Origin of the sequence: Planococcus sp. FY231025 (assembly GCF_052078085.1) — a bacterium.
Classification (GTDB): domain Bacteria; phylum Bacillota; class Bacilli; order Bacillales_A; family Planococcaceae; genus Planococcus.
This window is the reverse complement of record NZ_JBQJJG010000018.1, coordinates 1-17,715: the sequence shown is the minus strand read 5'-3', so window position 1 is coordinate 17,715 and position 17,715 is coordinate 1. Positions and strand designations below refer to the sequence as shown.

At 50.3% G+C, this 17,715-nt stretch carries 17 protein-coding genes, 1 tRNA gene, 1 other RNA gene and 1 other annotated feature; of the genes, 16 read left to right on the top strand and 3 right to left on the bottom strand.

Going from position 1 to position 17,715, the window contains the following annotated elements:
• Positions 1–175 precede the first annotated feature (175 nt).
• The 3 genes from ACTL32_RS18810 (at position 176) to ACTL32_RS18800 (ending at position 3,697) form a co-directional block, all read left to right on the top strand.
• On the top strand, positions 176–652 hold the full coding sequence (locus ACTL32_RS18810) for a glutathione peroxidase (protein WP_441342865.1): 477 nt from the start codon (positions 176–178) through the stop codon (positions 650–652).
• Positions 653–756: 104 nt separating this feature from the next.
• The gene (gene guaB / locus ACTL32_RS18805; protein WP_441342864.1) at positions 757–2,223 is read left to right on the top strand and encodes an IMP dehydrogenase; all 1,467 of its coding nucleotides are present in this window, start codon (positions 757–759) and stop codon (positions 2,221–2,223) included.
• Positions 2,224–2,356: 133 nt separating this feature from the next.
• Positions 2,357–3,697: a serine hydrolase gene (locus tag ACTL32_RS18800; protein WP_441342863.1), complete on the top strand. Its 1,341-nt coding sequence runs from the start codon at positions 2,357–2,359 to the stop codon at positions 3,695–3,697.
• 15 nt (positions 3,698–3,712) lie between these two features.
• On the opposite strand, the gene pdxR is transcribed toward ACTL32_RS18800, so the two are convergent.
• Positions 3,713–5,131 carry a MocR-like pyridoxine biosynthesis transcription factor PdxR gene (gene pdxR, locus ACTL32_RS18795; protein WP_441342862.1) on the bottom strand — a complete coding sequence of 473 codons (1,419 nt, stop codon included), beginning with the start codon at positions 5,129–5,131 and terminating at the stop codon, positions 3,713–3,715.
• A gap of 104 nt (positions 5,132–5,235) precedes the next feature.
• Between pdxR and pdxS the strand changes: the two genes are divergently transcribed.
• The 5 genes from pdxS to ACTL32_RS18770 all read left to right on the top strand — a co-directional run bounded on the left by pdxS (position 5,236) and on the right by ACTL32_RS18770 (position 10,512).
• A complete protein-coding gene (gene pdxS / locus ACTL32_RS18790) occupies positions 5,236–6,120 on the top strand; it encodes a pyridoxal 5'-phosphate synthase lyase subunit PdxS (RefSeq protein WP_441342866.1) in 885 nt (294 codons plus the stop codon).
• Positions 6,121–6,123: 3 nt separating this feature from the next.
• Complete coding sequence (pdxT, locus tag ACTL32_RS18785; protein ID WP_441342861.1) at positions 6,124–6,717, top strand: pyridoxal 5'-phosphate synthase glutaminase subunit PdxT; 594 nt, start codon at positions 6,124–6,126, stop codon at positions 6,715–6,717.
• A 32-nt stretch (positions 6,718–6,749) separates the two neighbouring features.
• Positions 6,750–6,956, top strand: a binding site (T-box leader).
• A gap of 67 nt (positions 6,957–7,023) precedes the next feature.
• Positions 7,024–8,298, top strand: a complete 1,275-nt coding sequence (gene serS / locus ACTL32_RS18780) for a serine--tRNA ligase (protein WP_441342860.1) — start codon at positions 7,024–7,026, stop codon at positions 8,296–8,298.
• Between the two features lie 475 nt (positions 8,299–8,773).
• Entirely contained in the window at positions 8,774–9,643 is an 870-nt protein-coding gene (locus ACTL32_RS18775; protein ID WP_441342859.1) for an alpha/beta fold hydrolase, read from the top strand.
• A gap of 215 nt (positions 9,644–9,858) precedes the next feature.
• The gene (locus ACTL32_RS18770; RefSeq protein WP_441342858.1) at positions 9,859–10,512 is read left to right on the top strand and encodes a class I SAM-dependent methyltransferase; all 654 of its coding nucleotides are present in this window, start codon (positions 9,859–9,861) and stop codon (positions 10,510–10,512) included.
• Positions 10,513–10,586: 74 nt separating this feature from the next.
• Here ACTL32_RS18770 and tadA read toward each other — a convergent pair whose 3' ends face one another.
• Positions 10,587–11,111, bottom strand: a complete 525-nt coding sequence (tadA, locus tag ACTL32_RS18765) for a tRNA adenosine(34) deaminase TadA (protein WP_441342857.1) — start codon at positions 11,109–11,111, stop codon at positions 10,587–10,589.
• Positions 11,112–11,233: 122 nt separating this feature from the next.
• Between tadA and ACTL32_RS18760 the strand changes: the two genes are divergently transcribed.
• From ACTL32_RS18760 to ACTL32_RS18750, 3 genes are all read left to right on the top strand, one after another.
• A complete protein-coding gene (locus ACTL32_RS18760; protein ID WP_441342856.1) occupies positions 11,234–12,097 on the top strand; it encodes a YitT family protein in 864 nt (287 codons plus the stop codon).
• A gap of 93 nt (positions 12,098–12,190) precedes the next feature.
• Positions 12,191–12,829 carry a deoxynucleoside kinase gene (locus tag ACTL32_RS18755; RefSeq protein WP_204893842.1) on the top strand — a complete coding sequence of 213 codons (639 nt, stop codon included), beginning with the start codon at positions 12,191–12,193 and terminating at the stop codon, positions 12,827–12,829.
• Positions 12,826–13,494 carry a deoxynucleoside kinase gene (locus ACTL32_RS18750; RefSeq protein WP_204893841.1) on the top strand — a complete coding sequence of 223 codons (669 nt, stop codon included), beginning with the start codon at positions 12,826–12,828 and terminating at the stop codon, positions 13,492–13,494. The genes ACTL32_RS18755 and ACTL32_RS18750 overlap by 4 nt, the downstream gene beginning before the upstream one ends.
• Before the next feature lie 197 nt (positions 13,495–13,691).
• Here ACTL32_RS18750 and ACTL32_RS18745 read toward each other — a convergent pair.
• Positions 13,692–13,784 (bottom strand) — tRNA-Ser (locus tag ACTL32_RS18745).
• Between the two features lie 182 nt (positions 13,785–13,966).
• On the opposite strand from ACTL32_RS18745, the gene ffs reads away from it, so the two are divergent.
• From ffs to ACTL32_RS18720, 5 genes are all read left to right on the top strand, one after another.
• Positions 13,967–14,232: signal recognition particle sRNA large type (gene ffs, locus ACTL32_RS18740), an RNA gene on the top strand.
• 187 nt (positions 14,233–14,419) lie between these two features.
• On the top strand, positions 14,420–16,153 hold the full coding sequence (dnaX, locus tag ACTL32_RS18735; protein WP_441342854.1) for a DNA polymerase III subunit gamma/tau: 1,734 nt from the start codon (positions 14,420–14,422) through the stop codon (positions 16,151–16,153).
• A gap of 27 nt (positions 16,154–16,180) precedes the next feature.
• On the top strand, positions 16,181–16,501 hold the full coding sequence (locus tag ACTL32_RS18730) for a YbaB/EbfC family nucleoid-associated protein (protein ID WP_441342853.1): 321 nt from the start codon (positions 16,181–16,183) through the stop codon (positions 16,499–16,501).
• A 12-nt stretch (positions 16,502–16,513) separates the two neighbouring features.
• A complete protein-coding gene (recR, locus tag ACTL32_RS18725) occupies positions 16,514–17,110 on the top strand; it encodes a recombination mediator RecR (protein ID WP_441342852.1) in 597 nt (198 codons plus the stop codon).
• 15 nt (positions 17,111–17,125) lie between these two features.
• A complete protein-coding gene (locus ACTL32_RS18720; protein ID WP_204893837.1) occupies positions 17,126–17,338 on the top strand; it encodes a YaaL family protein in 213 nt (70 codons plus the stop codon).
• The last annotated feature ends 377 nt before the right edge of the window (positions 17,339–17,715 follow it).

Below are 17,715 nucleotides of genomic sequence, written 5' to 3'. Positions count from 1 at the left end.
GGGTTTCCCCCTGTGAGAGTAGGACGCCGCTGGGCACATCGAAGGCCGTTACCTGAAAAGGTAGCGGCTTTTTTGTGTTTCAAAAATCCCGTCCTTTCGATCGCTTTCAGCCAAATTCCTTGTATATTGGGCGGCTGCATTATAATGTTGAAGAAAAATGAAAGGATGAATTCCAATGGCTTCGATCTATGACTTTGAAGTGAAAAAAGCGAACGGAGAAAAAGAAACGCTTGAAAAGTACAGAGGGCATCCACTGGTTATCGTCAATACAGCAAGCAAATGCGGATTTACCCCTCAATTCGAAGGGTTGGAAAAGCTTTACGAAAAGTATAAAGACCAAGGCCTCGAGATTCTTGGCTTTCCTTGCGGCCAGTTTAATGACCAGGAATTCGAAAGCCAGGAAGAAATCATGGAATTCTGCCAAGTGAATTACGGGGTGACCTTTCCGGTTTACGCAAAGGTGGACGTCAAGGGCGACCAAGCTGATCCTTTATTCCGGTATCTGACTTCCCAGCAGAAGGGAATGCTGACTGAAGCGATCAAATGGAATTTCACGAAATTCCTGGTCGACCGTGATGGCAATGTCGTTAAACGCTTTGCTCCGCAGACTCCTCCGAGCAATATGGAAGAAGATGTGAAAAACCTGCTGTAACGATTATTCGGAATAGTTTTTCTTCTTACTGTTTTCTTGACACTGCATACAGCCGCTGATAACCTTACAATAATATTCAAAAGGAAGCAGGAGGAGCCTCTATTATGTGGGAATCGAAATTTGTAAAAGAAGGTTTGACGTTTGATGATGTGTTGCTTGTACCAGCTCAGTCTGAAGTGTTGCCAAAGGACGTAAGTTTGTCAGTCGACTTGACGCCAACAATTAAATTAAACATTCCTATCATTAGTGCGGGCATGGACACGGTCACAGAAGCGAAAATGGCCATTGCGATGGCACGCCAAGGCGGCCTCGGCATCATCCATAAAAATATGAGCATTGAAGAACAGGCGGAGCAAGTGACAACTGTAAAACGTTCTGAAAACGGCGTTATTACGGATCCTTTTTTCCTGACTCCTGAACATCAGGTATACGATGCAGAACATTTGATGGGCAAATACCGCATTTCCGGAGTGCCGATCGTCAACAATATGGAAGAGCAAAAACTTGTAGGGATCATTACAAACCGCGATTTGCGCTTTATCCAGGACTATTCGTTGAAGATCGACGATGTCATGACGAAAGAGAAATTGGTGACGGCAGCCGTTGGAACCACTCTTGAAGAGGCAGAAAAGATTTTGCAGCAATACAAGATCGAGAAATTGCCGATTGTCGATGATGAAGGGACGCTAAAAGGGCTGATTACCATCAAAGACATCGAAAAAGTGATCGAGTTTCCAAACGGCGCGAAAGATGCACATGGCCGCTTGCTTGTAGGCGCAGCAGTCGGCGTCACTTCTGATACGATGCTCCGCGTAGAAAAATTGGTGAAAGCGCATGTGGATGTAATCGTTCTTGATACGGCACACGGCCATTCAAAAGGCGTTATGGACATGGTGGCCCAGATTCGCGCCACTTATCCGGAACTGGTCATTATTGCCGGAAACGTTGCCACAGCAGAAGGCACACGGGCATTGATCGAAGCCGGCGCTGACGTTGTCAAAGTAGGTATCGGGCCAGGGTCGATTTGTACGACACGCGTCATTGCAGGGGTCGGTGTACCGCAGATCACGGCAGTCTATGACTGTGCGACTGAAGCGCGGAAATACGGCAAAACCATCATTGCTGACGGCGGAATCAAGTTCTCCGGCGATATCATCAAAGCCCTTGCTGCAGGCGGACATGTGGTCATGCTAGGCAGTTTATTGGCTGGAACCACTGAAAGCCCGGGCGAAACGGAAATCTTCCAAGGCCGCCGCTTTAAGACGTATCGCGGAATGGGATCGATCGCTTCTATGGAAAAAGGGTCAAAAGACCGTTACTTCCAGGACGATGCGAAGAAATTGGTGCCTGAAGGCATTGAAGGCCGCTTGCCATACAAAGGCCCGTTGGCTGATACCATCCATCAGCTGCTGGGCGGCATCCGTGCCGGCATGGGCTACTGCGGAACGAAGGATCTCCAAGCGTTGCGCGAAGATGCACAGTTCATTAAAATGACTGGCGCTGGCCTCCGTGAGAGCCATCCGCACGACGTGCAAATTACAAAAGAATCGCCTAACTACTCAATTTCATGATTTGTGTATCTTTTGGCACCCTTATCTGCCTTTAACATGGCGGAAAGGGTGCTTTTTACATGTTTTTCTTTCAGGACCTGTATAATATGATAGAATAGCATGTGGAAACTTATAGATGGAGGTATTTATACACGTGAAAAATGTTTTACAAACAACTATGTTGCTGACTGTAATGGCTGTCCTATTACTGACTATTATCATTCCGCAGCAAACAAAAGCGGCGGATTCATTGAATATAATGGCAGATGCTGCAATTTTGGTAGATGCCGACTCTGGAAAAATACTTTACGAAAAAAATGCTGATGCTTCGCTTGGAATCGCCAGCATGACAAAAATGATGAGCGAGTACCTATTGTTCGAAGCAATCGAAGAAGGGCGTGTAACTTGGGACCAGGAATACTTGGTAACGGATTATACATACAAAATTTCCCAGGATATGCGTTTGAGCAACGTGCCATTGCGCGCGGAAGAACGGTACACGATCAAAGAGCTTTATGAAGCGATGGCGATCTACTCGGCCAATGCTGCAACAATCGGAATCGCTGAAACCATTGCAGGAACGGAAGAGGAATTCGTCCGTCTGATGAATGAAAAAGCGAAAGAATTCGGATTGAACGATGCTAAATTCGTCAATTCTACCGGTCTGAACAACGGCCATTTGATGGGCATGCACCCTAAAGGCACAGGAGCAACCGATGAGAACGTCATGTCGGCAACATCCGTAGCCAAATTGGCTAAAATCCTCTTGGACGACTATCCGGAAGTGTTGGAAACGACAAAAATCCCGAATAAAGTCTTCCGCGACGGAACAGACGATGCGACGAATATGGAAAACTGGAACACAATGCTCCCTGGCATGCTCTATGCCTATGACGGTGTGGACGGCCTGAAAACCGGAACAACTGATTTTGCCGGGCACAGCTTTACCGGAACGGCAAAACGCGGCGATACACGTTTGATCGCTGTGGTCATGAAAGCGGTGGATGATAAGGGCGTAGGCTCTTATAAAGCCCGTTTTGATGCAACGCGCGCCTTGTTCGATTTCGGCTTCAGCCAGTTCTCGTCTGAGGAAATCGTTCCTGCCGGCTACCAATTCAAAGAGCAGAAATCCTTGCCAGTGACAAAAGGCAAAGAAGATGAAGTCAACATTGCTGTAAAAGAACCGATTAAGATGATGATCCGCACAAGCGATAAGGACGTCTACCAGCCAGAATTGGTATTGGACGACTCTTTACTGGCTGACGGGGAAATCGAAGCGGCAATTGATGAAGGCAAAGTGGTCGGCACAGTGAAAGTGGCGAAAAAAGAAGGCGAAGATTACGGTTTCCTTGATGAGAAGTCCGGTGCTGCAGAAGTCGTGACGACTGAGAAAGTCGAACGCGCAAACTGGTTCTCCTTGTCGATGCAAGCGGTCGGAAGCTTCTTTGGAACGCTGTGGACAGGTGCACTTGATTTTATTAAAGGATTATTCTAAAAAAACGGCAGGCCATCATTGATGGCCTGCTTTTTTGATGGTGATTCCCCAGGCGTGCATGAGTTCAGGGATGCCCTTTTCGATGTCCTCTGCGGATAACCCGCCGAATCCCAGCACAATCTGGGGCGGAACGACCGTTTTTTGTTCCACGTCGTATGAGCCAAGGCCGAAAACCCGGATTTTCACCGCTTTTGCCCGCTCCACCAATTGCTCTTCGGAAAACGCGGTCTGGACAGTCAGGACGATATGCATGCCCGCCTGTTCTCCCGACACTTTGACAGTAGGGGCGAAGGAACGCAGCGCAGCCGTCAAATGTTCAAGCTTTTTCTTGTAGAGTTTGCGCATGCGGTTCAAATGGCGCGAGAAATGGCCTTGTTTCATGAACTCGGCGACGAGCTGCTGGTCCATCCGCGGAACGGAAGAGGAATAATGCAGGAATGTCTGCTGATAGGAGCGCAGCAGCCGTTTTGGCAGGACCATATAGGCGATCCGCAGCGATGGCATGAGCGACTTTGAGAAAGTGCTCAAGTAAATGACCCGTCCGCTCCGGTCCATGCTTTGCAACGCCGGAATCGGGCGGCTGGTATAGCGGAATTCACTGTCATAGTCGTCTTCGATGATATAGCGTTCAGGCTTGGCAGCTGCCCAGTTGAGCAATTGCGCCCGTTTCGTGGCGCCCATCACCGTACCGGTCGGAAACTGGTGCGAAGGCGTCACGTAGGCAATATCGACGCCCTGCGCTTCGAGGCTGTGGACGCTGATGCCGTCCTCTTCGACGGCGATGGGGACCGCTTTCCGGTCATAATGCTCAAAAATGCTGTGTGTCAGAGCGTAGCCGGGATTCTCAAAGCCGAACAGCACCCCCTTATCAAGCAAGCGGATCAACAGCGGCATCAGCTGTTCTGTACCGGAGCCGATGATAATCTGGTCTACGTCGCAGACCACGCCGCGCGATTGGAACAAATAGCGGGAGATCTCCTGGCGCAGCGCTTCGTCCCCTTGCGGATGCCCCGATAGGAGCAAATGATGGTTCATCTCGTCCATCACTTCTTTCGCCACTTTCCGCCATGTCGAAAAAGGGAATGACCGGGTATCGATTTTTGCAGGGTTAAAGTCATAGCGGTATTCGAACCGTTCACCCGGCGCTGCCGGTTCCTCGTGCGGCACATCCAAATACGCGAGTTCTTCGACCGGCAAAGCGAAGAACCCTTTGCGCTCCCTCGCTTCAATAAACCCTTCTGCGACAAGCTGGCTATACGCCAATTCCACGGTTGTCTGGCTGATCGCCAGAAAATCGGCGAGCTTCCGCTTGCTGGGAAGTTTCGTGCCGACGGGGATTTTGCCGGCCGCAATCGCTTCCTTGATTTCCTGGTACAGCTGGTTGTAGAGGGGCACGGAATTCCGCCGGTCCAGCTGAAACATGAGCATGTCCATTCTTTTTCCTCCTAACTGGTATGGTTAAAAAGAGTGAAACTGATTCTTTTTATATGGTCAATACCTATTATACTTAATTTATCACTCGATAGGGGGAATTTATGATGGATCAACATGGTACAGACCGCGTAAAAAGAGGAATGGCGGAAATGCAAAAAGGTGGCGTGATCATGGATGTGGTCAACGCGGAACAGGCGCGCATCGCAGAAGCTGCTGGCGCGACAGCAGTCATGGCGCTCGAACGCGTCCCATCGGACATCCGCAGAGACGGCGGTGTCGCCCGGATGGCGGATCCGCGCATCACGGAAGAAGTCATGAACGCCGTATCGATTCCGGTGATGGCAAAAGCGCGCATCGGACATATCGTTGAAGCGCGCGTCCTGGAAGCGATGGGCGTCGATTACATCGATGAAAGCGAAGTTCTGACGCCGGCGGATGAAGAATTCCATTTGCTGAAGACGATGTATACCGTGCCGTTCGTCTGCGGATGCCGCAATTTAGGGGAGGCGGCGCGCCGCATCGGCGAAGGGGCTTCGATGCTCCGCACAAAAGGGGAACCGGGAACGGGCAATATCGTCGAAGCCGTGCGCCATCTGCGCCAGGTGAATGCAGAAGTGCGCAAAGTCGTGGCGATGGGTGAAGACGAATTGATGACGGAAGCCCGCAATCTGGGTGCATCCTACGAATTCCTGAAAGAAGTGAAAAGCTTGGGCCGCTTGCCGGTCGTCAATTTTGCAGCCGGCGGTGTCGCAACGCCTGCGGACGCGGCATTGATGATGGAATTGGGCGCAGACGGCGTCTTCGTCGGTTCCGGCATCTTCAAATCGGACAATCCGGAACGGTTCGCGCGGGCAATTGTGGAAGCGACGACGCATTACCAGGATTACAAATTGATCGCCGAATTGTCGAAAGACCTCGGCATCGCCATGAAAGGCATCGAGATCTCCACGATCGCAGCCGGGGAACGCATGCAGGAACGGGGCTGGTGAACCATGAAGCGAATCGGGGTATTGGCGCTGCAAGGCGCCGTCCGTGAACATGTGAAATCGATTGGGGCTTGCGGCGCGGAAGCGGTGCTGGTGAAATGGCCTGCTGACCTGGATGGATTGGACGCGCTGATCCTGCCGGGCGGCGAAAGTACGACGATGCGCCGTTTGATCGACCGATACGGCTTGATGGAGCCGCTGCGCGAATTTGCCAAGACCGCCAAACCGATGTTTGGCACATGCGCCGGATTGATCCTGTTGGCAAAAGAAGTAGTTGGATACGACGAACCGCATTTGGGTGTCATGGACGTCGTGGTGGAACGCAATTCGTTCGGCCGCCAAATGGACAGCTTTGAAGCGGACTTGACGGTCAAAGGGCTTGCTGATCCGTTTAACGCCGTGTTTATCCGGGCGCCGCATATCGTTTCTGCCGGCCCGTCTGCGGAAGTGCTTTGCGAGCATGATGGAAAGATCGTCATGGCGAGGAGCGGTCCTTTCCTTGGCTGCTCGTTCCATCCGGAGCTGACGGATGACCATCGCATCACCGAATACTTTATCGGCATGATCCCAAGCCCGAATGAAGCGCTCTTGCCAAATTAACTGATATATAGTAAAGTATGGTTAATTTAAAAGTAGAAACGTTGATGGGAACTAGTAGGACGTCTGTTTTTCCAAAGAGAGCCGGTGGTTGGTGCGAACCGGTGAAAAACGCGTGTGAATCCACCCCGGAGTTGCATGGCGAACAAGCCATTGCCGGTTTTGATGCCGTTATGTGATGAAGAGGATTGGCCGAGTGCCGATCAATCAGGGTGGCAACGCGGGTAGCTCTCGTCCCTTTACCAAGGGATGGGGGCTATTTTTGTTGTCTTTTTTTCATCAGCGACCATATTTAGAGGAGGAATCAGGATGTTAGACATTAAATTTGTACGTGCTAATTTTGAAGAAGTGAAAACGAAGCTTGCGAAACGCGGGGAGGATATTTCTGTACTCGATGAGTTTGAAGGCCTTGACGTGAAACGCCGGGAATTGATTGCCAAGACGGAGAAGCTGAAAGCGGAGCGCAATGAAGCGTCCCAGAACATTGCCGTCATGAAGCGCAACAAGGAAAATGCGGACGAAGCCATTGCGAAGATGCGTGAAGTCGGCGATGGCATCAAAGCGATCGACGATGAATTGCGGGAAGTGGAAGAGCGCCTGAACTTTATCATGATGCGCGTGCCGAACATTCCGCATGACAGCGTGCCGGTCGGCGATTCTGAAGATGACAACGTGGAAATTCGCACATGGGGCAACAAGCCGGAATTCGGTTTTGAACCGAAACCGCATTGGGACCTCGGTACCGACTTGAACATCATCGATTTTGAGCGTGCCGCCAAAGTGACGGGAAGCCGTTTTGTCTTCTACCGCGGGCTTGGCGCACGCCTGGAGCGCGCACTCATCAACTTCATGATGGATTTGCACCAGGAAGAGCACGGTTATGAGGAAATGCTGCCGCCGTATATGGTCAATCGTGAAAGCTTGACCGGAACCGGCCAGCTTCCGAAATTCGAGGAAGATGCCTTCCTCATCGAAAAAGAGGATTATTTCCTGATCCCGACTTCTGAAGTGCCGGTGACGAACTTCTACCGCGACGAAATCCTGTCTGCTGATATGCTTCCTCAGGCTTTCGCTTCATACAGCGCGAATTTCCGCTCTGAAGCGGGTTCTGCAGGCCGTGACACGCGCGGGTTGATCCGACAGCACCAATTCAATAAAGTCGAGCTGGTGCGCTTTGTGAAGCCCGAAGAGTCTTATGATGAATTGGAGAAATTGACGGGCCACGCGGAGAAAGTGCTCCAGCTATTGGGGCTTCCTTACCGCGTCCTGAAAATGTGCACGGCGGATCTAGGATTCACTGCAGCGAAGAAATATGATATCGAAGTATGGATTCCGAGCCAGGAAATGTACCGCGAGATTTCTTCTTGCAGTAACTTTGAGGACTTCCAGGCGCGCCGGGCGAATATCAAATTCCGCCGTGAAGCGAACGGCAAGCCGGAATTCGTCCATACATTGAACGGCAGCGGGCTCGCGGTCGGCCGTACGGTTGCGGCATTGCTTGAAAACTGCCAGCAGGAAGACGGAACGATTCTGATTCCGGAAGTGCTGCGTCCATATATGGGCGGAAAAGAACTCATCAAATAATTTAAAAGGAATCCTGGAAGCTATAAATCGCCTTTGTCTTAATCGATAATCCGATATTCCGCAAAACAGCTGCGCTTGCCTGCGGGCGAGCGCCAAGCCTCCTCAGCCGCATGGCGGCTTGCGGGGTCTCGGCTTTCTCGCTATCCCGCGGTCGTCTCCGCTGTTTTGCTCCATATCTTAAGAGAATATTAATTAGAGTCATAAACATGAATATTTTTCTTATAGAAAGCCTCTCCAGCGCCGGCGCGTCCACGGGCTAGGCGAAGCTATGAGACGGGTGTTCTTTTCCGGCTCATGGCGAAAGCCATGCCCAAAGCGCCGAAGCGGTGTAAAAAGTTTGTTTTGTTCATTAACTTATCACTAGAAGGTTTCTTTATAGCCTGGAATCCTGGAAGCAAATCGCTTTCAGGATTTTTTAGTTTTCTGTAAAGCGGGTAAAAGAAGAGGAGATATGCGAATCGAGAGGAGTGTTTGAATGGAACATCTATCTATCGACACGAATGGCATCCGCCTGCACGCGGCAGCCCAAGGTCCGGAAGATGGGGAGCTGGTTGTGTTGCTGCACGGGTTTCCGGAGTTTTGGTACGGCTGGATCCATCAGATCGGCCCGCTTTCAGAAAAGGGCTACCGGGTGGTGGCGCCGGATCTGCGCGGCTATAATTTGAGCGATAAGCCGGAAGGGATCGGGCAGTATACGCTCGACATATTAAGGGATGACGTAGCGGGAGTGATCCGCCATTTTGGCAGGGAACGCGCCATTGTCGTCGGCCACGACTGGGGTGGAGCAGTCGCCTGGCATCTGGCGGCAACTGAACCGGATCTTGTGGAACTGCTCATTGCAGTCAATATCCCGCATCCGAAGGCGATGCCGCGCGTCATGGCGAAAAATCCGCTGCAATGGGTGAAAAGCTCCTATATGGCGTTTTTCCAGATTCCGGAGCTGCCGGAAAAAGCGATGGCTGCGGATTATTTCAAGACGATGGTCGGCAGTTTGGTATCCACGAGCCGTCCCGGCACGTTCTCAGAGGAAGAGCTTGAGCTGTACAAGGAAGCGTGGGCACAGCCAGGTGCTTTGACGGGAATGCTGAATTGGTACCGGGCACTCCGGCAAGGCAGCATGCAGCAGACGCCGGACCATCAAATCAGCGTTCCAGTGCGCCTTGTGTGGGGAATCGGCGACCAGTTTCTGTCCCCGATGCTCGCCAAAGAAAGCATGAATTTCTGCGAGGACGGTGAGCTGGTATTCGTCGGGGAAGCGACCCATTGGGTCCATCATGAACAGGCTTATATTTTGAACATGCTCATCAACCGGTTTATAGAAGAAGAAAAAGCGGAAGTTCTTTGACGCGTGCAATTCCAGAAACGAAAAAAGCAGGCATCAGCATAGACCCCGGGCACAAAACCTTTACTGTTTTGCGCCCGGCTTTTGGTGTGCGTTGATTTTATTCGATAGCCCCTGAAAAATTGAAAAGAGGAATAGAAGATTTACATTCGAATAAGATAAAGAGAAAAGCGGTTTTGCCCTTTTCACGGCAAAGGGCAACGAAAAGGGAGTGGCTTATGAACAACCGGTGGAATGGGCTGATCTATAAGATTTGGTCTCCCGTGTATGACAAGTTTTTTAACACAGGCCAGTTCCTTAACGCACGAAAGGAGATTTTCAGCAAAGCCGGCTTTGCTGAAAACCAAAAGATCCTATTTGTCGGAGTCGGAACGGGGGCGGATTTGGAGCGGATCAACCATGAAAAACTGGAGGTGACGGCCATAGACTATTCGGATGATATGCTGCGTAAAGCCAGAGAAAAATTCAAAGGTTCCTCGATTCGGTTTATGAAGATGGACGCCCAAAACATGAGTTTCCCGGACGATCATTTTGATGCCGTTATCGGAAGCCTTGTTTTGTCAGTTGTTCCAGATGCGGACAAATGCTTGAAGGAAATGCTAAGAGTATTAAAGCCCGGCGGGGAAATGATCATCTTTGACAAATTCGCCCCAAAAAACAAAGGGCTTTCGCCGCTGCAAAAAGCGGTCAGGTCCCTGATCAAATTGTTAGGGACGGATATAGGCATCGATTTTGAAAGGTTATGCGGAAAGTACAAAGAAGCTGTAACTATAGAAGAAGACCTGGGGCTCATGCTTGGCGGCCTTTACCGGAAGATTGTCCTCAAAAAATTGGCTGAGGGGAGTTTATTGCAAGGCGCTAAAGGAAAATGAACGCATCCCTTGTAAAAAGGAAAGCTCAGAGTTTAGCACTCTGAGCTTCCCGGACACCATGCACATGGCTTGGTTCATCCCTGATCATTTGGGGCGTTGTCAGCCATAGCCGCCCGCTCCCGCTTTTGCCTCTTCTTGTTTTCACGGAGTGTACGGAAAAACCGGGTGAGAAGCCCGCCGCATTCTTCCGCCATTACGCTTTCCGTCACTTCGCATTGATGGTTGAAACGTTCGTCGTTCAATAGCCGGTATAGTGAATCGACAGCGCCGGCCTTGGCATCCCGTGCGCCGTAAACAACGCGTGGCACGCGCGCCTGCAGTATCGCGCCTGCACACATCGGGCAAGGCTCTAACGTTACGTAAAGGATGGTTTCTTCAAGGCGCCAATTGCCGAGCTTCTGGCAGGCTTCCTGGATGGCCAGGAGTTCGGCATGGGTCACCGCGTTTCGGGTGGTTTCCCGCAAGTTGTGCGCCCGCGCAATCACTTCGCCCTGATGGACAACGACGGCGCCGATCGGCACTTCACCTTTTGCGGCGGCTTTCTCCGCTTCTTCGATCGCCATTTGCATATAATAATGGTCTTGTTCCATACCGTTCATGATTCATCGCTCCTCAAGGAAAAGTGTAGCATCCCGGCCGGAAATATTACAGCAAGGCAAAGACAAAAGAAAAGAAAAGGCGTAAAATTAACGCATACGATACATAGCCGGGGAGCGATTGGATGGTCAAAGAACATAAAAAAGAGACGTGGGGGCATTTGCTTCGGCGTCTGGTCTTCATCTTGATCGGCGCCACGATGGCCGCTGTTTCAATCGAGCTGTTCCTCGTGCCGAATGCCATCATTGATGGCGGCATTATCGGCATTTCATTGATCCTGGATTATTTATCGCCGGTACCTTTCGGCATTTTGCTGGTGTTCATCAACTTGCCGTTCCTGTTTTTCGGCTACAAGCACATCGGCAGAAGCTTCTTCATTTCTTCTATCTTCGCCATTGTAGCGCTGGCGATCATTGAGTTCCCGCTGCATCCGATTCCGGGATTCGTCGACGATCCCTTGCTTGCGACCGTCTTTGGCGGCATGCTGCTCGGTGCGGGCGTCGGCCTTGTCATCCGGAACGGCGGCGCACTCGACGGCACGGAGATCCTCGGCATCCTTTTGACGCGCAAGCTGCCGTTTTCCGTCGGTGAATTTGTCATGTTCGCCAATGTCTTCATTTTCACCTGGGCCGGCTTCGTGCTCGGCTGGGAACAGGCGATGTACTCGATCCTGACGTATTACATCGCATCCAAGACAATCGATACGGTCATCCAGGGGCTCGACGATACGAAGTCCGTCATCATCGTTTCAGATGCATACGACGAGCTCGGGGATGCCATCAATTCCCGGCTCGGCAGAAGCGTCACAAAATTGCACGGCAAAGGCGGTTTCAAGGAAACGCCGAAAGACGTCATTTATGTGGTCGTCACCCGCCTCGAGCTGACGAAACTGAAGCAGATTGTCTCGGACATCGACCCGAAGGCATTCCTGACAATCATGGCCACCCAGGAAGTGCACGGCGGCACATTCAAAGCACCGATCCATTGACGGAGGGGTGTTTTTTCTTGTATTTTTACCAGGCAGTCTATGGTAAAATTAAGGGCACTGTACGACACTTGAACAGAAAGAGGGGAACTTCCCATGCCGGTGCCATTTATCACCGTAGAAGGTCCGATTGGCGTTGGCAAAACGTCACTGACAAAAGCGATTGCTGAACAATACCAATTTCAGATGCTAAAGGAAATTGTTGATGAGAACCCGTTTCTCAATAAATTTTACGAAGACATCGAAGAATGGAGTTTCCAGACCGAAATGTTCTTCCTGTGCAACCGCTACAAGCAGCTAGCCGATATCGAGAAGAAATTCATCTCAAATCGGGAATCTGTCGTGGCCGATTACCACATTTTCAAGAACCTGATTTTTGCCAAGCGCACATTGCCGGGCAGCGAATATATAAAATATGAATCCATTTATAAAATTCTAACGGCGGATATGCCGACGCCGAATATGGTCGTGTACTTGCATGCGAGCCTGGATACGTTGATGGCCCGCATCAAAATGCGCGGACGCGAATTCGAGCAGATGATCGCACCGGAATACATGGAGCAGCTCGCTGCCGATTACCATGAATTCATCGAACGGTTCGAACGCGAACATCCGGAGATTCCGGTGCTGCGGATCAACGGGGACGAAATCGATTTTGTCCAGAATGCCGACGATCTGGAGCTTATCTTGCAAAAAGTGGACCAAGTTTTACAACAAAGGAGCCTATCAGTATGAACCTACGTGAAAAATACGACATTCCGTCAGACGCAGTGATCACCATCGCCGGAACTGTCGGAGTCGGAAAATCGACGATGACCAAAGCGCTCGCTGAAGCGCTGCAATTCCGCACTTCGTTTGAGAAAGTCGACACCAATCCATATCTGGATTTATTCTATGATGATTTCGAGAAATGGAGCTTCCATCTCCAGATCTATTTCCTGGCGGAACGCTTCAAGGAGCAGAAGCGCATGTTCGAATACGGCGGCGGCTTTGTCCAGGACCGTTCGATTTACGAAGATACAGGCATTTTCGCAAAGATGCACCAGGAAAAAGGCACGATGAACGCGGTCGACTACGAAACGTATACGAATCTTTTCGAAGCGATGGTCATGACGCCTTACTTCCCGCATCCGGATCTGCTGATTTATCTGGAAGGGTCGCTTGATGACATCATTGGCCGCATCCATGAACGCGGGCGCACGATGGAACAGCAGACGCCAGTGGAATACTGGGTGGAAATGCACGGGCGCTACGAAAAATGGATCAATTCATTCAACGGCTGCCCGGTGCTGCGCCTGAACATCAACGACTATGATTTGATGAACGATCCGGACTGCACCGAACGCATCGTGGAGCGGATCGGCAACTTCCTCCAGCAGACCGCTGTTTTAAAAAGATAGCAAAAACCCCGGACCTCCAGCTGTCCGGGGTTTTTATTTCCCGGGAAATAAAGTGGATAACAACAAAAAACAGGCAGCCGGCGGGCTGCCTGTTTTCACTATGTATTAAAAATGTTCAGACATATAAGCTTTAAGAAAAATTCGTTACTTTCGTAACGAATCCAATCTCGAATTTATATGCGCGTAAATTCAAAAAATGGAGGAGGAAGAGGGATTCGAACCCCCGCGGGATTTGACTCCCCTGTCGGTTTTCAAGACCGATCCCTTCAGCCAAACTTGGGTATTCCTCCGTATCAGACAAGAATTAATTTATCATGAACGCAATATGGGTGTCAACACTTTCGCTAATTTTTTTTGAAGAATTTCCGGAAAGCCGTTGCCAGGCCCCTCTGGCAGGCAGTTCACGCCTCAATTCACTATATCAAATGCTTATGATTGATTTTTCCCCGGATACTCCGTATACTAATAAATGCCGTGCTAGGTGGGAAGATAGCGGTGTCCTGTAACCTGCAATCCGCTTCAGCAGGACTGAATTCCTTTCCTAGGCTGTTTGTATGCAGGGTCTGCCTCTTGCACGTAGTGTTGACATTTGGGTCCTGCGCAATGGAAACCCATGAACCATGTCAGGTCCGGAAGGAAGCAGCATTAAGTGGATCTTTTCATGTGCCGTGGGGTTGCCTAGATCGAGCTAACGACAAGGGTAACGCTTGTGTACAGCAGTCAAAGAAAGGTGCACGGCATTAACTTTAACTTCAGGCCTGTCCGCATTTTGCGGGCAGGTTTTTTGTTGTCCACATACGGCTTTTGAGGCCCTCATCCGGCTCGAAAAGCGCACCGTTTTTCAGGGGAAATCATTCAGGGGGACCCTGTATTTATGGTATAATGGAGAGACGGAAAACACTTACTACAAAAGGGGAGAATAACGTTGGCGTATCAAGCTTTTTATCGTGTGTACCGGCCGCAGTCCTTTTCTGAGATGTCCGGCCAGTCGCATATCAAACAAACCCTTCAAAATGCTCTCCTCTACAATAAGACCACCCATGCTTATTTGTTCTCAGGACCGCGGGGCACAGGAAAGACCAGTGCGGCCAAGATTTTTGCGAAAGCCCTCAATTGCGAGCGGGCGCCGGTGGCGGAACCGTGCAATGAATGCGCTTCTTGCCTGAGCATTACAGAAGGGTCGAATACGGATGTCATCGAATTCGATGCCGCTTCAAATTCACGCGTTGAAGAAATGCGTGAGATCATTGAAAAAGTCCGGTTTGCTCCTGCGAATTCCCGTTTTAAGATCTATATCATTGATGAAGTCCATATGCTTTCCAACAGCGCATTCAATGCTTTGCTGAAAACGCTGGAAGAACCCCCGGAACATGTGGTGTTCATCTTGGCGACAACCGAACCGCATAAGCTGCCGTTGACCATCATTTCACGCTGCCAGCGGTTTGATTTCAAGCGGCTCACGCAAGCGGACATCGTTGAACGCATGATTGAAGTGCTGACGGACGCGGATATTCCCTACGACGAACATGTATTGAAGATTATTGCCCAAGCGGCAGCCGGCGGCATGCGCGATGCGCTGAGCCTGCTCGATCAGGTGGTTTCCTTCAGCGGAGACCAGATGACTGTTGAAGATGCCCTGCTTGTCACGGGTTCCATCAGCCAGGATATGTTCTACGCCATTGCAGAAGCTCTGCTGGCAAAGGATATTGGCCAAGCCTTGACCCTTTTGGAACAATTGGTGCGTGACGGGAAAGACCCGGTCCGGCTGGTGGAAGATTTCATTACCTTCTTCCGCGACTTGCTGCTGATTCAGACGGCGCCGGACCTCCACGATATGCTGGAGCTTGCAGCGCATGAAGAACGGTTCGAGCAATTGGCCAAGCAATTCGATCCGGCGACGCTCTATTCCTGGATTGACGTGCTGACAAAGACGCAGCAGGAAATGCGGTTCTCGAACCATACGAAAATCTACCTGGAAACCGCTTTGCTGAGAATGGTGCAGGCAGATGCGCCGGTAGCGGTATCCACATCGGCTGCTGCATCACCGGATCTTGAAGCGAAAGTGAATCATCTTGAGCAATTGATCATCCAGCTTCAGCAGCAATTGAAAAACGGCGAAGGACAGGCTCCGGCAGCTGCGGCAGAACCGAAGCGGCGCCAGCGCTCGCAAAGCAGCTATAAAGTGCCGGTTGTGCGCATCCAGGACGTCCTGAGCAATGCGACCAAGCCGGATATCCAGGCGATAAAAACCAATTGGGCGGCCGTCATGGGCCAACTGCAGAAATCGCATGCGGCTTTATTGAATGAAGCAGAGCCGGTAGCGGCTTCTACAGATGCTTTTGTGTTAAAATTCAAGTATGATATTCATTGTCAGATGGCTGCCGATAACCAGACGTTTGCCGCTACATTCAGCCAGCTCCTCGAGCAATATACCGGCAAGGCCTACATGCCGATTTTCGTGCCGGATGAAAGCTGGCTGAAGATCCGGGAAGAGTTCATAAGAAGCAACGGATTGAAAGCGGGAGCGGAAGAAAAGCAGCCGGACTCTGAAGACGAACATCCATTTTCGGCAGAAGGTGCAGCAGCGGAGGAAGATCCGTTCATCTCTGAAGCGGAGCGGCTGTTCGGCAAAGACTTTGTCGAAATCCATGATGACTAAACACATAACCTGAAGGAGGAAACAATTATGCGCGGTGGAGGAAATATGCAAGGCATGATGAAACAAATGCAGAAAATGCAAAAACAGATGGCTGAGGCTCAGGAAGAGCTAGGGACATTGAATTTTGACGGGACAGCCGGCGGCGGAATGGTCAAAGTCACTGTATCCGGACATAAAGAAGTGAAGGATATCGTTTTGGATCCTTCAGTCGTTGACCCGGAAGATGTTGAAATGCTTCAAGATCTATTGATCGTTGCCACAAACGAAGCGTTTAAAAAAGCGGATGAACATGCGAATTCCACAATGGGGAAATTCACTAAGGGCTTAAACATTCCTGGCATGTTCTAGGAGGTAAACAGAATGCATTACCCTGAACCTATTACCAAATTGATGGAAAGTTTTATGAAGTTGCCAGGAATCGGGCCCAAGACAGCGGCCCGGCTGGCATTTTTTGTGCTCGGAATGAAGGAAGACACGGTCCTTGATTTTGCAAAAGCTTTGGTGGATGCGAAACGGAATTTGAGCTTCTGCTCGATTTGCGGACATATCACGGATATCGATCCGTGCCATATCTGCCAAGATCCACAGCGCGACCGTTCAACGATCTGCGTAGTCCAAGATCCGAAAGATGTTATTGCGATGGAGAAGATGCGCGATTACACCGGCTTGTACCATGTGCTGCAAGGGGCGATTTCCCCGATGGACGGCATTGGTCCGGAAGACATTAACGTACCGTCATTGTTGAAGCGCCTGCAGGACGAAGAAGTGAAAGAGTTGATACTGGCGACCAACCCGACCATTGAAGGGGAAGCGACCGCCATGTATATTTCGCGTCTTGTCAGACCGTCGGGCATCCGGACCACCCGCATTGCCCATGGTCTGCCGGTTGGCGGAGATCTCGAATATGCAGACGAAGTGACGTTATCCAAAGCGATGGAAGGCCGGCGCGAGCTGTAAAGAGGAGAAAGACAAGTGTTTTCAAAAAGAGGGAAATTAAAAAGAGAATTTGATGTGCAATTGATCCGCCAGTTTCTGGAGACAAAGCAGGAATGGGAGAAAGCCCAGGCACTCGAAGAGTTGTCTGTGGAATACGACCAGCTTTGTGCGGCGGAAAGGAAAATCAGCGAAAGCAAAAACCTTTTCCTGCTAAAAGAAGCGCGGATCCGAAAGATGAGCATGAAATGAAAGGCAGCGGCTTTTTATGCCCTGCCTTTTTTCTATTTTTGGCACGAGAACCAATGATTCGGCTACGGAATTGCCTGCGCGATAAAATGCGCTTATTATATAGAAGAAACTTTATTGTGATATTGAAATAATATCTTTTTAAAAAAAGATGCGCAAAAGTGTTGACTCTTAAAGAGGAATGCTTTAGTATAATACAAGTCGCCAAGAGAAAAGCATATAACGAAATAACAACTGGCGCACAACATGAACCTTGAAAACTGAACAGCAAAACGTCAACAAACAACTTACTGATCAGCTTATGCAGATCAAAGCGAGCCGCGCGTCCTTCGGGACGGCGGCACGCCAGCAAGCATTTGAGCAATCAAATCTTCTATAAT

Excerpts from the sequence above, each read along its gene's own strand:
- pdxT (WP_441342861.1), top strand. The coding sequence starts at position 6,124 with ATGAAGCGAATCGGGGTATTGGCGCTGCAAGGCGCCGTCCGTGAACAT.
- ACTL32_RS18810 (WP_441342865.1), top strand. The coding sequence starts at position 176 with ATGGCTTCGATCTATGACTTTGAAGTGAAAAAAGCGAACGGAGAAAAA.
- tadA (WP_441342857.1), bottom strand. The coding sequence starts at position 11,111 with ATGAACGGTATGGAACAAGACCATTATTATATGCAAATGGCGATCGAA.
- ACTL32_RS18750 (WP_204893841.1), top strand. The coding sequence starts at position 12,826 with ATGAACCTACGTGAAAAATACGACATTCCGTCAGACGCAGTGATCACC.
- recR (WP_441342852.1), top strand. The coding sequence starts at position 16,514 with ATGCATTACCCTGAACCTATTACCAAATTGATGGAAAGTTTTATGAAG.
- ACTL32_RS18775 (WP_441342859.1), top strand. The coding sequence starts at position 8,774 with ATGGAACATCTATCTATCGACACGAATGGCATCCGCCTGCACGCGGCA.
- pdxS (WP_441342866.1), top strand. The coding sequence starts at position 5,236 with ATGGATCAACATGGTACAGACCGCGTAAAAAGAGGAATGGCGGAAATG.
- pdxR (WP_441342862.1), bottom strand. The coding sequence starts at position 5,131 with ATGGACATGCTCATGTTTCAGCTGGACCGGCGGAATTCCGTGCCCCTC.
- ACTL32_RS18760 (WP_441342856.1), top strand. The coding sequence starts at position 11,234 with ATGGTCAAAGAACATAAAAAAGAGACGTGGGGGCATTTGCTTCGGCGT.
- guaB (WP_441342864.1), top strand. The coding sequence starts at position 757 with ATGTGGGAATCGAAATTTGTAAAAGAAGGTTTGACGTTTGATGATGTG.
- ACTL32_RS18755 (WP_204893842.1), top strand. The coding sequence starts at position 12,191 with ATGCCGGTGCCATTTATCACCGTAGAAGGTCCGATTGGCGTTGGCAAA.
- ACTL32_RS18770 (WP_441342858.1), top strand. The coding sequence starts at position 9,859 with ATGAACAACCGGTGGAATGGGCTGATCTATAAGATTTGGTCTCCCGTG.
- serS (WP_441342860.1), top strand. The coding sequence starts at position 7,024 with ATGTTAGACATTAAATTTGTACGTGCTAATTTTGAAGAAGTGAAAACG.
- ACTL32_RS18730 (WP_441342853.1), top strand. The coding sequence starts at position 16,181 with ATGCGCGGTGGAGGAAATATGCAAGGCATGATGAAACAAATGCAGAAA.